Genomic DNA, 12,503 nt, shown 5'->3' with positions numbered 1-12,503 from the left:
CAGCGCGCGGGCGTGTCGCTCGCCACTGCCTCGAAGGCGCTCAACGACAGGTTCGACGTTTCGGCCAGCACGCGGGATCGAGTGCTCAAGGTCGCGCAGGACATGGGATTCAGCGCCAATGCGCTCGCTCGCGGCCTGGCGATTGGTCGCAGCCACACGGTCGGCATCGTGACAAACGACTTGAGCGGCCGGTTCGTGCCGAAGATCATGCACGGTGCGGAGCTCGCCGTCGGGATGGAGGACTCAACGGTTCTGATGTCCAACAGTCACGGGGATCCCGCTCATGAGGAGCGCTTGGTACGTCGCCTGCTGGAACGTCGTGTCGACGGTCTCATCATTGTCGATGATTCCATGGAGGCGCGCTCGCCCGTGCGCGGCGCAGGGTCGACGCCGATCGTCTATGCGTACGGGTGGTCCACTGACCGGAGGGATCGATCGATTATTCCTGATGCCGACTTGGCTGGTCGGATCGCTGCCCAGCACCTGATCGACATCGGACGCCGCCATATCGTGGTCATTAGCGGCGAACCTGGCTCGTATCCTGCGGTGCGCCGAGCGGCTGGCGCCAGGGACGCGCTACGGGATGCCGGGCTGGCGGTTCGGCCGTCCAGTGTGCTCTTCGGATCATGGTCAGAGCAGTGGGGCTGGGATGCGATCGAAGGGTTCTTCGCGGACGGTTTGCAGGTGGACGGCGTGGTCGCCGGCGACGATCTGATCGCGAGGGGGGTTGTGGAGCGGATCCAGCTCCGTGGGCTGAGGATCCCCGACGACATCGCGGTCGTCGGCCAGGACGACTGGTGGCCGGTTGTGAACGGGAGACTGCCGATCACGAGCGTGAACCCATGCTTGGACGAACTGGGGGCGGCTGCCGTCCGTCTGCTGTACAGCAACCCCGCGGAGTCCGACGCGCCCGAACTGGTTCCGCCACGGCTGATGGTCCGCGAGTCCACCGTTCGCGGGGGCGCTGCGGCGATGCCCTGACCAATCCGATCAGATGAGCCGGTTCCCCGGGCGCCCCCATCCTTGTTGGCGGCAACCCTTGACAGGGGCGGGCACAGGCACGCTAAGTTAGCCACCGAGAGTTCGAAAGGGCTTTCGAGACTGACTCAGACCGGACGGGGACGGCATCGTTCTGGTGGAAGCTCCAGTCTCGGCCGAGAGCACGTTGCACTTGGTGGCCTGATCGAAAGTGCGTAGGAGCACAAGGCGATGGAGAGCATCGCCGTCGATCGTGGCAAGTGCCACAGCACGGAAAGGAACGCAATGAAGCGGTCGAGGATTGGGAAGCTGGGAGCGATCACTGCCGTGGTTCTCCTGGCGTCCGGTATCGCGGGTTGCTCTGGGACAACCTCGGGTGAGGCGAACGGCAAAGTGGTCCTGCAGATGTGGACCAGGGGTGCGGGTACGGAAGATCTTGCCGCACGGTTCAACGAGAGCCAGGACAAGGTCGAGGTTCAGGTCACGCGGATCTCCGGAGACTACGCGACAAAGGTGGCCACGGCGAAGAGCAGTGGCGACCTGCCTGACGTCATGGACATTGACGACATCGATGCACCGCTGTATGCGTTGAACGGTGTCCTGACCGATATCACAGATCGGTACGAATCCCTGTCGTACAAAGACGATCTCAACAAGGCGCAGGTCGACCTGAGCACGACAAACGGTCGGATCTACGCGATTCCGAATATCGCAGGTCCGTCCATCATGATGTACAACAAGGATCTGTTCCGGAAGGCCGGGCTCGATCCCGAGAAGCCGCCGTCGACCTGGGCCGAACTCCTTGAGGCTGCGAAGGCAATCACAGCGCTCGGCGACGATACCTATGGATTCTCCATCCCGGTGGCGTGCGGCGGCTGCATCGGATACTCGTTCTCGCCCCTGATCTGGGCGTCTGGTGGCGAGATCTTCGAGGGCGAGGGAGCCGATCAGCACACGACCTTCTCGAGCGCGGAGTCCGCAGAGGCATTCGGGTTCTACAAGTCGCTCCTGGACGCTGGGGTGGTGAACCCGGCTGAGTACACCGAGGACGGATCCACCTGGGGGGACTGGCTCGCCTCGGGGAAGGTGGGGATCGAACTCGGGACCCCGGTGTTCTACCCCACCGCTATCGAGGCCGGCGTTGACGTCGGCACCGCTCCCATTCCTGGAAAGGACGGCGGGTTCGCCACGTTCGTTGGCGGCGATGTGCTGGCGATCGGTGAGGGCACCGACCATATCGAGGAGGCGTGGCAGTTCATCCAGTTCATGCTGGAGCCCGCCCAGCAGGAGTTCGTCGCCGAGCAGGGACTGGTTCCCACCCGACTGGACATGCTGGACGAGGACTTCCGCGCGAAGTACCCAGCCTCGGCGACCGGCTTGCAGGCCATGGAGAACGGCCACGTGCCGCACACCCTCGCCTTCAACGCGATCGTGAATGACGCCAACGCGCCGTTCGGAACCGCCATGGAGCAGATCCTCACTGAAGGTGTCGAGCCGTCCGTCGCCCTCGCCCAACTCGACCAGGAGGCAACGGCACTGATCAAGCAGGCAGCGACCAACGCCGGCATCAGCTGATATGACCCTTCGACAGGGCTCTGCGGATCTGTCCGCGGGTGGTGCGGGGCGTGTCCGCCGCACCACCCGCGGTGCGCGGAGCATGAGCGCGTTCCACCGCCGGCGGGCCATCATCGGAGCCGGGATGATGACTCCCTCGGTTCTCATTTCGTTGGTGTTCTTCGGCATTCCCATGCTGCTGCTGGTGTGGATGTCGCTGAACAACTGGCCGCTGTTGGGAAACACCTCGTTCATCGGTCTGGCGAACTACGCCGAGGCCATGACCGACGAGAAGTTCCATTCGGTGGTCCGATTCACCCTCCTCTTCACCGTGATCGCCACGCCGGTCCAGATCCTCAGCGGCTACCTCCTTGCCATGATCGTGCGCCGCCGGGCTCGCGGCGTGGGAGTGTTCCGCGCCATCTACTTCCTCCCGGTCGTCGTGGGCGGAGCAGCGGCGAGCTACATGTTCGTGGTTCTCATCAAGCCGGGACAAGGACTGATCGACCAGGTACTGCAGGTGGTTGGGCTCACCGATGGAAAGACCTCCCTGCTCGGGAATTTCTGGCTGTCGGTGTGGGTGGTGATCGGGATCACCATCTGGAAGGGCGTCGGGACGACCATGGTCATCCTGATGGCAGCCATGCAGTCCGTGCCGGAAGAGGTCTACGAAGCCGCCAAGGTGGACGGCGCAGGCTGGCTGCAGCGGGAGACCCGCATCACCCTGCCGCTGATCACCCAGAGCATGGCTCTGGTCCTGCTGTTGACCATCACAGGAAACATGCTGGCGTTCGACCAGTTCTTCATCATCACCGGGGGCGGTCCCGCCAGATCCACGGTGACGGCGGTGTTCTGGCTCTACACCGAGGCGTTCGTCCGCTATCGCATGGGCTATGGTGCGGCGCTGGCCATCCTGATCGTCATCGTCCTCGCCATCGCGAGTGCGATCCAGTTGCGCGTGCTGCGGGAGAAGTGAGGCCGCCATGAGTACGTACACACAGGTCCGCAGCCGACTCTCGGATTCGAGGACGAGACGACTGATCACCGAGTTCGGCTACTACGGCGTGGCTGTGCTCGTCGCGGGCGCCTTCCTGGCTCCGCTGCTGTGGTCGGTCGTGCGTTCGTTCAGCGACCCGCTCCACGGATGGGCCCCCACGTCCCGCTACTACGACGAGTTGTGGACCGCAGGACGCGGACTGGGCCACTATGCCGCCAACAGCCTGATCGTGGCAGTGTCCACTACTGTCCTGACGCTCCTGCTGTCGACACTGGCGGGGTACGCCCTCGCACGAACCAAGTTTCCCGGCCAGAACATTGTTTTCGCAGCGATGCTCCTCCCGTTCATGGTCCCCTACCAGGGGATTATGGTCCCGATTTACACCATCATGGCCAAACTGGGGTTGGTGAACAGCCTGGTTGGCCTCGTGCTCATCTACACATCGTTCATGATGCCGTTTTCCATATTCCTCATGCGCAACAGCTTTCTCGCGATCCCCGGCGAGATGGAGGAAGCCGCCATCATGGACGGCGCGTCGATGTTCCAGATGCTGACGAGAGTCTTCCTTCCCCTGGTGGTCCCGGGGTTGGCGACCGTGGCGCTGTATGCGTTCATGTATGGCTGGAGTGATCTGCTCGCGGCGCTCATCATGCTGAACAACGATCGCAACTTCACACTGCCCCTTGCTCTCGGCGGGCTCCAGCAGGGCGACTACGGCGCCATTGATCTCGGTGTCCTCGAAGCAGGTGCAATTGTCAGCATGATTCCGTGCATCGTGCTGTTCTTGATTCTGCAGCGGTACTACATTCGCGGCATTGCCGCTGGCGCAATAAAGCTCTAAAAGACCCTTGGTGGCTGGAGGTTTGGAATGCGGGTTGGAACCGATCAACTCTTCGTGGAGATCGACGAGCGGACTGGCACAGTGTCTTCCATGCGGAGTTCGCTGAACCCCTCACTGGAGTTCGCTGGAAACGCCCTGAACACGAGTTACGAGTCGTTCCAGCGCGGGCCGTGGCTGGGAGACCTCGCCTTTCGCATCTGGCTGGGCGAGGACCGGTGGCAGCGCGAGTTGACCACGGCGTCCGGTGATGTGCGCGAGGTCACCCGAGATGGCGATGACGTCGTTGTGAGCTACTCCCGCCCGTCCCGGAACGAGTCGGGCATCCAGAGCATGCGAGTAGTGCAGCGGTGGACTAGCGACGAGGAGGGCCTGACCTTCACCACAAGGTTGGAGAACCCGGGTGACACGGTCCTGGAGGTGGGGGAGTTGGCCGCCGCGTTCGTGATGAACATGGACTACGAGGGCATCTTCAAGGACCGGTCGATTGTGGATCGTGGCACCGGCGAGTTGCAGCGGATCTGGCACGAAGAGCGGGTGCAACAGCATCTCCACCTGGCCGGCCGCGGTTCCTATGCGCTCTACCAGCGTCCAGCCGGCGATGCACCCGTACTGTTCGTGGCACCCACCGCCGATGGTTCGTGGGAGAACGCCTACCAGATCGACAAGGACATCGCCTGCCAGTGGCGGGTGACCTTCGAGGGTCCGTACTACATTGCGGCCCACACCCGGGCGACCCGGCTCGAGGAGGGTTGGCTGAAGGACTCCCGGCGGCAGCAGTTGTCCGCGAACGGCAACTCCTCGCTGATCATCCCCCCGCACGGGATGGCTGAGTGGGGCTTCCGGTTCAGGGTGCTGCAGGATGCGACCGAGGTGTTCCAGGCCCTCGTCGACAACGGCCAGGTGGCGGTGGAGGTGCTGCCGTCGCCGGCGGTGCCGTCGGGAGAGACCGTCCAGGTGGTGGTGGGGTCCAGGACCCCGGTCACGATGACCTCCGAGAGCACCAATCTGGAGATCACCGAGCTCGCGCCATGCGCCGGCAAGCAGGTCTTCGCCGTGACGCTGCCGACGCCGGGGGAGAAGCGCCTGTTGATCCACTCCTCGGGCCAGCTCGCCACCCGGATCCTGCTGTATGCGACGGTGGATCCGAAGACCGCCCTTCGTCGCCATGCGCAGTTCATCGTCGAACGCCAGCAGTACAACAACCCCTCCGACCCGTATGGGCGGGACGGTGCCTTCCTGCCGTACGACCATGACATCCACGCGATCTGGACCGAGAGCGAGGAATGTTTCCAGGTCGGGGGGTCGGACGAGCTGTCCTTCACGATCGGCATGTACCTGGCGGAGAAGAACGCCAGGTTCCCGGTTCAGTCTCAGATCGACGTGCTGGATGACTTCCTCGACCGGTTCGTGCTGCGCAGGCTGCAGGACCCACAGAGCCTGCGTATCAGGGCGGGGGTGTACCTGGGGCCGGTCGAATACCCATCGCGCCAGTTCTGTGAGTGGACGGCCGAGGACGCGGCCGCGGACACGCGCTACAACAACTACGTCCTGTTCGCGGCCTTCTACTACGCCCTCTATCGCATCGCGCGTCACGGAGCCGAGACGCGCCGCAGCGCGGCAGACTATCTCAGCCTCGCGTGGCGAACACTCGTACTGGGTTACGAGATCGGTGTGACGAGGGCAGCCGGGGCACCCGCCGGGGAGTACCAGTTCGAGCTGCTCGAGCTGCTCCAGAACGAGGATGCCGAGGGATATGCGGCGCTGGCGCCCCACCTGGAGGCCTATGGAGCCGGAGTGGTGGCGGATCCATACCCCTTCGGATCCGAGCTGTTCATCGACCAGACTGCCCACTCGCAGGTGTACCACGGGCTGGTCAGATACGGTTCTGGTGACGCGGCGGCACGTGCCCTCGAGGTGGTGCGTGCGATGCGCACCGGTTTCCAGCCCTGCTGGTTCAGGTACGGCGTGGACGAGCGCGGATCGGTGTGCCTGTGGTATGCCACCCCGCAGAACTCCGAAGTGCTCTTCCGCGGGTTCGAAGCGACCGGGCGGATCGACTACCTCAAGCTGGCCCACGGAGGGCTTTCGAGCTTCATGGCACCGATGTTGGAGAACGGCGGTGCCCGAGGTTGGTACACCTGGTGGCCGGATCGCCTCGGTTTCGATCCCCGTTCCCTGGACAGCGCGCTGGGGCTGTTCAACTACCTGCGGGCAGCGAAATCGTACGTGGTGCGCGAGGCTGTCGGGACGGTTGGCTACGGCTGCCGGGTGGAGACCGCCGATGGGGTGCATCACATCACCCCATGGGAGGGCGTCAACCAGCGCATGTGGGTGGACGACCACGGCTGGAACATCGACGCGAGCCGGGGCAGTGTCGCCGCGGTGGTGTCCGCGCCAGCCCTTCTCGAGATCACCTTCGAGAACTCCGGTGGCCCGGTGGATGTCACGGTCACGGAATGCCGTCCCCATCCCGCGACCGTACTGAGGGTTCGCGAGGCGCCGGGAGCTGCGGTGAGCCCAGTGCCCGGTGGCATCCGAATCGAGGGCTTCGATGCGTCTGGGACCCTCCGGATCGAACGCCTGTCCGGTGGTCAGCCCTGACGCGCCTCAGCATCGCGACCGAGGCCCATCCTCCGGACAGGTGGACATCCGGAGCCTGGCTGCGGTCGACCTCATCCCTCAGCTCCATCCCACGATCTTGACCAAGGAGTTCGTCTTGCCATCTACATCGTTGCACCGGACCGCGGTGACCCCCGCCCGCCCGGTGGCCGACGTCAAGCACAGTCCGCTGGACCTGCGGGCCGTCCGTCTGCTGGACAGTGGACCGCTGGGTCGCTGGCAACACCTGAACTCCACGGCGACCATCCCCCACTGCATCGCCCAGGTTGAGGAGTCCGGGGTGGTCCACAACTTCCGACTGGCGGCAGGGGAGTCGGCGGGACAGCACCGGGGGCCGGTCTTCGCGGACTCCGACCTCTACAAGGTGATCGAGGCGGTGGCGTGGGACATCGCCCGCTGTGGCACGCACGAGTTCGACGCCTGGCTGGACGAGGTGATCGCCCTCGTGGGGCGAGCGCAGGAACCAGACGGCTACCTGGACACCTGGATCCAGGTTCTCCACCCCGAGAAGAAGTGGGCCGAGATGGAGAGCACCCACGAGCTGTACGTGCTCGGACATCTCATCCAGGCGGCGATCGCACTCGACAGGGCGAGCGGGCGTGCCGATCTGCTGGACATCGCCGTGAGGTTCGCGGATCTTGTGTACGACCGGTTCGGGCCGGACGGTGCCGAGGGGATCTGCGGTCATCCCGAGATCGAGACCGCGCTGGTGGAGCTTTACCGCCAGACCCGCGATCAGCGCTACCTCATCCTCGCCTCGCGCATGGTCGACCTGCGGGGTCACGGGCTGCTCCCGACGAACTGGCTCGGCCCGCGCTACTTCCAGGACCACCTCCCGGTGCGAGAGGCCCGGGAGGCGGTCGGCCATGCCGTGCGTCAGCTCTACCTCAACGCCGGAGTCACGGATGTCTACCTGGAATCCGGAGACAACGCGCTGCTCAGCGCCATGAACGCGCAGTGGGCGAGCGTCCATGAGCGAAAGATGTACATCTCCGGCGCGTTCGGCGCCCGCCACAGCGGCGAGGCCTTCGGCGACGCCTATGAACTGCCGAGCGACAGGGCCTATGCCGAGACCTGCGCAACCGTCGCCGACATGCACTGGTCCTGGCGAATGCTCCTTGCCGACGGGGACGCCGGCCCGGCAGCCTACTCGGCTGCCATCGAGCGCGAACTGCACAACGCGCTCCGCGCCGCTGTGGACGCCACCGGCACCCGCTTCTTCTATGCCAACCCGCTCCAGTTGCGCCCTGACAGGTACTCCGAGGAGTCCGCGCCGCGCGAGCGAGTGCCCTGGTACCCGTGCGCCTGCTGCCCCCCGAACATCGCCCGGACGGTCGCTCAGCTGAGCGGCTACGTCGCTTCAACGACTGATGACACGCTGTGGCTGCACCAATTCGCAGAGTCGGAGATTGACCTGCCTGCCCACCTCGGTGGCGCCCGGCTGACGGTCACCACCGGCTACCCGCTGGAAGGAGCAGTCGAGATCACGGTCGACGGCTCGACGGTTCCCGGTACACAGCTTGCCGTCCGGATTCCTGAGTGGTCGGGTGCAGCTGCCCTCAACGGGCCCGACGGAGCGCACTTCGTCGGAAGCGACGGTTATGCCCACGCCGATCTGGTGCCGGGGGCGACCTACCGTCTCGGGCTGGATCTCACGGCCCGGTTCACCCGCGCGCACCACCGCATCGACGCCGTCCGCGGCAGCCTTGCCCTGGAACGAGGCCCCCTGCTCTACTGCATTGAACAGGCTGACCTGCCGGCGGGGATCAAGGTAGACGACCTCGTCCTGCTCCCCGCCGAGGGAATCCGCGCGCACGAGGACGGCCAGCTGACCGTCCTCTGCACCCAGGCCACTCCCGACGAACCTCTCTATCCGCCTGCGGGAGGCGTTCCCACGAGCACGGCGCAATTGCCGGTGACCGCCGTCCCGTTCTCAAGCTGGGGCAACCGCAACTCCGACGCCATGCGGGTGTGGATCCCGGCGGTGCCGTCTCGCGCTGATGCCGGCGCCCCCGACAGTCGGGGCTGACGTGTCAGCCTGCGCCGTACGCACCGTGCGACACAACTCAGGCTCGTCCGCCCACCGTGGTGTGAGCCGACCGCAACATCCGTCCCGGGGCGGTGCCATCCGACCCGGCAGAACGCAAGGGAAGATCGAACCATGAGCGACCACCGCAATGCGCCACGCATCGTCATCGACCTGGATCTTCCGGGCCCTGTCGTCAGCAGGCATCTGTACGGTCACTTCGCCGAACATCTGGGTCGGTGCATCTACGGTGGCTTCTGGGTGGGGGAAGACTCATCAACACCGAATCTGGCAGGCATCCGCGCGGACGTCGTCGAGGCGCTCCGTGCACTCCGGGTCCCGAACTTGCGCTGGCCGGGCGGATGCTTCGCGGATGAGTACCACTGGCGGGACGGCATCGGCCCCCGGAGTGAGCGTCCGCGCATGGTGAACAGCCACTGGGGTGACGTCGTCGAGGACAACTCGTTCGGGACCCACGAGTTCATGGCACTGTGTGAGTTGCTCGGGGCTGACCCGTATGTGAACGGCAACGTCGGTTCGGGCACCGTACGCGAACTGAGTGAGTGGATCGAGTACCTGACCCGGGCAGACGACTCGCCCATGGCGGCGCTGCGTCGCAGGAATGGACGAGACCAGCCATGGCGGGTGCCCTTCATCGGTATCGGGAACGAGCCGTGGGGATGTGGCGGCAACATGAGGGCCGAGGCATACGCGGACCTCGCGCGGCGCTACGCCACCTATGTCCGCAACCACGGCGAAAACCAGGTGTACCGGATCGCCGCGGGCGCGAACGCGGATGACTATGCCTGGACCGAAGCCCTGATGAAGGCACTCGGCTGCGTTTCCTGCGGTGACACGACGGCTTTCGAAGCGGTGTCGCTCCACTACTACACCATGAGCGGAACCTGGGCGGACAAGGGTCATGCGACCAGCTTCGGCCAGGACGACTACTACCGGACCATGGCGGCAGCGACCAGGATCGACGAGCTGCTCACCCGCCATTCGACAGTCATGGACCGCTATGACCCCGGAAGGCGAATCGGCCTGGTGCTCGACGAGTGGGGCACCTGGTGGAACGTCGAGGACGGCACCAACCCCGGCTTCCTGTACCAGCAGAACACCTTGCGGGACGCCCTGGTAGCCTCGGTCCACTTCGACGCGTTCCACCGCCATGCGGACCGCCTCGTGATGGCGAACATCGCCCAGACCGTCAACGTCCTGCAAGCGATGATCCTCACAGATCCCGAAACCGGCGCGCTGGTGCTGACGCCCACCTACCACGTGTTTGCCATGAACACCGGCCACCACGACGCCGCGTCACTCGCCGTGCACATCGTGGGGGCGGGCACCCGTCAGGTGGCCGGGGGCACGCTCCCGCTCCTGTCCGCTTCGGCAACGACACGGGGCGACACAGCTCTGGTGTCGATCACCAATCTCGACGCCGATGCGGGCTGCACCACGGTCCTCGACCTGCGCGGACGTGGGGTCACGGGCCACAGCGCGACGATTCTGACAGCCTCCGCCATCCAGGCCCACAACACGCCAGACTCTCCCGACCAGGTACGCCCGCAGGCGTTTGAGGGCGTCCGTCCACACCCGCGAGGCCTGCAACTGGAGCTGCCCGCACACTCCTACGTGACTGTCGAGCTGGCTCTTGAGGAGACCGATGACTGACCTGCGGAACCTGGCCGGGTGTCGACGCCCGCTGGCGTGGACTGCATCCCCGTAGCGGGCGTTGCTGACGGGTCCAAGGATGGACGGCTGGTCGCGGACTTGTTTTTGCTGGTTTCCGTCGCCGGGACGCGATCCCGTACTCGACGGTCGATAAGGGTACGAATCACGCGGGGGTTTGCAGCCTCGCGCGAGAAAGGAGTCTGCGATGGCTCTCGCACGGTCGTCCACCCCGCCCATGGGCTGGAACAGCTGGGACTGCTACGGCACGACGGTGACCGAGGCCGAGGTTCTTGCCAACGCCGAGTTCATGGCCGAGCACCTGCTTGAGTTCGGCTGGGACACGGTCGTCGTCGACATCGACTGGTCGGATCCGACAGCTCGCTCCCACGGCTACAACGACCGGGCGCCACTGGTGATGGACGACCACGGGCGTCTGCTACCGGATCCGGGCCGGTTCCCGAGTTCGTCCGGGGGAGCGGGGTTCGGTGTGCTGGCCGAGCAGGTGCACGCGCTCGGACTGAAGTTCGGGATCCATGTCATGCGGGGGATCCCGTGGCGGGCGATCGAGCACGATGCGCCCATTGTCGGGACCGTCGCACGGGCGTCCGAGGTTGCCGACCCCGGCAACGCCTGCGAATGGAACCCTGACATGGCGGGGCTGGATCACAGCCATCCGTCAGCGCAGGCGTACTACGACTCGGTGCTCGCGATGTGCGCCGAGTGGGGAGTCGACTTCATCAAGGCCGACGACATGCTCTGGCCGTACCAGGCGGCAGACATCCAGGCGTTCATCCGGGCGATCGAACACTGTGGGCGCGAGATCCAGCTGAGCCTGTCGCCAGGTCGCGATCTGTCGCTGGCCCGGTTGGACCACCTGCGCGAGCACGCGACGATGTGGCGAATCTGCGACGACCTGTGGGATCGCTGGGTCGACGTCGAGGCAAACTTCGCCCGGTTCGCCCGCTGGGCCCCGCACGGCGGGCCGGAGGGGTGGCCGGACGGCGACATGCTGCCACTGGGCCGGATCGGCCTGCGGGCCGAGCGTGGTGAGCCGCGCGACGACAACCTCACCCCCGCCGAGCGGGTCTCGCTGATGACGCTGTGGGTGATCGCCCGATCACCGCTGATGATTGGCGGCGATCTGCCACGTTCCGACCCCGCCACGATCGCGCTGTTCACCAATGCCGACGTGCTTGACGTCCTGAAATACTCCTCGGCCAACCGTGAGGTCTTCCGCGAGGGGCCACTGGTGCTCTGGTCGGCCGAGGGTTCCGGGGCAGTGCAATACGCAGCTGTCTTCAACCTCGGTGCGGAGCCACTTCCAGTCGTCCTCGATACGCAGAGCCTTGGGCTGCCAGCCGTGATCCAGGGCGACCTGCACGAGTTGTGGACCGGGGCTCGCGTCCGCACCTCTTTGGTGACGACCCAGAGCAACGCCACGCGCGGGGTCGCTCCTGGCAGCACTGCCGTCTACCTCACCCTCGAACCGCACGGAGCGGCACTGCTTCGTCTCGACCCACGCAGACGCACCCCGTGACAGCCATAGCAGCATCAGGGCCCGGCCTTGGTGCCAAGGCCGGGCCAGGTGGCGGTCAGACGTATTCGCGGTAGGAGACGCCGGAGTAGACGAATTCGTAGATCAGGTCGCCGGAGCGCTCGATCGTGGTTCCGTCGGGGTTCTGGATGACCAGGTCACCGAGCGCGTGGTAGCGGCCGTAGGAGGGGCTCTTGCCCATCTTGTCGAACATGGCCTTGACCTGGTCGGGGGCGTGGACATAGGCGTTCAGGGTGCCGAGGATGTCCTGGACGGCGAG

9 protein-coding genes are annotated in these 12,503 nt (G+C 65.4%); 8 read left to right on the top strand and 1 reads right to left on the bottom strand.

Annotated features, from left to right (window positions below):
• The 8 genes from VB080_RS13550 to VB080_RS13515 all read left to right on the top strand — a co-directional run.
• The coding region (locus VB080_RS13550; protein WP_323418983.1) for a LacI family DNA-binding transcriptional regulator at positions 1–981 on the top strand (981 nt) is incomplete at its 5' end.
• Positions 982–1,383: 402 nt separating this feature from the next.
• Positions 1,384–2,553, top strand: a complete 1,170-nt coding sequence (locus tag VB080_RS13545) for a sugar ABC transporter substrate-binding protein (protein WP_323418982.1) — start codon at positions 1,384–1,386, stop codon at positions 2,551–2,553.
• 82 nt (positions 2,554–2,635) lie between these two features.
• Complete coding sequence (locus VB080_RS13540; RefSeq protein ID WP_323418981.1) at positions 2,636–3,508, top strand: sugar ABC transporter permease; 873 nt, start codon at positions 2,636–2,638, stop codon at positions 3,506–3,508.
• 7 nt (positions 3,509–3,515) lie between these two features.
• Positions 3,516–4,370 carry a carbohydrate ABC transporter permease gene (locus VB080_RS13535; protein ID WP_323418980.1) on the top strand — a complete coding sequence of 285 codons (855 nt, stop codon included), beginning with the start codon at positions 3,516–3,518 and terminating at the stop codon, positions 4,368–4,370.
• A 27-nt stretch (positions 4,371–4,397) separates the two neighbouring features.
• On the top strand, positions 4,398–6,971 hold the full coding sequence (locus tag VB080_RS13530) for a DUF5695 domain-containing protein (RefSeq protein ID WP_323418979.1): 2,574 nt from the start codon (positions 4,398–4,400) through the stop codon (positions 6,969–6,971).
• Between the two features lie 115 nt (positions 6,972–7,086).
• Positions 7,087–9,018: a glycoside hydrolase family 127 protein gene (locus VB080_RS13525; protein ID WP_323418978.1), complete on the top strand. Its 1,932-nt coding sequence runs from the start codon at positions 7,087–7,089 to the stop codon at positions 9,016–9,018.
• Between the two features lie 132 nt (positions 9,019–9,150).
• Complete coding sequence (locus tag VB080_RS13520) at positions 9,151–10,689, top strand: alpha-N-arabinofuranosidase (RefSeq protein ID WP_323418977.1); 1,539 nt, start codon at positions 9,151–9,153, stop codon at positions 10,687–10,689.
• A 205-nt stretch (positions 10,690–10,894) separates the two neighbouring features.
• Positions 10,895–12,226 carry an alpha-galactosidase gene (locus VB080_RS13515; protein ID WP_323418976.1) on the top strand — a complete coding sequence of 444 codons (1,332 nt, stop codon included), beginning with the start codon at positions 10,895–10,897 and terminating at the stop codon, positions 12,224–12,226.
• 55 nt (positions 12,227–12,281) lie between these two features.
• Here the strand turns inward: VB080_RS13515 and VB080_RS13510 are convergent.
• A partial coding sequence (locus tag VB080_RS13510; protein ID WP_323418975.1) for a hypothetical protein occupies positions 12,282–12,503 on the bottom strand: 222 nt, incomplete at its 5' end.

Origin of the sequence: Propionicimonas sp. (assembly GCF_034927565.1) — a bacterium.
Lineage (GTDB): Bacteria > Actinomycetota > Actinomycetes > Propionibacteriales > Propionibacteriaceae > Propionicimonas.
This window is presented reverse-complemented; position numbering and strand designations above follow the sequence as displayed.

What these genes read in the sequence shown, in the direction of transcription:
- VB080_RS13530 (WP_323418979.1), top strand. Translation starts at nt 4,398, where the DNA reads ATGCGGGTTGGAACCGATCAACTCTTCGTGGAGATCGACGAGCGGACT.
- VB080_RS13520 (WP_323418977.1), top strand. Translation starts at nt 9,151, where the DNA reads ATGAGCGACCACCGCAATGCGCCACGCATCGTCATCGACCTGGATCTT.
- VB080_RS13540 (WP_323418981.1), top strand. Translation starts at nt 2,636, where the DNA reads ATGAGCGCGTTCCACCGCCGGCGGGCCATCATCGGAGCCGGGATGATG.
- VB080_RS13535 (WP_323418980.1), top strand. Translation starts at nt 3,516, where the DNA reads ATGAGTACGTACACACAGGTCCGCAGCCGACTCTCGGATTCGAGGACG.
- VB080_RS13515 (WP_323418976.1), top strand. Translation starts at nt 10,895, where the DNA reads ATGGCTCTCGCACGGTCGTCCACCCCGCCCATGGGCTGGAACAGCTGG.
- VB080_RS13545 (WP_323418982.1), top strand. Translation starts at nt 1,384, where the DNA reads ATGTGGACCAGGGGTGCGGGTACGGAAGATCTTGCCGCACGGTTCAAC.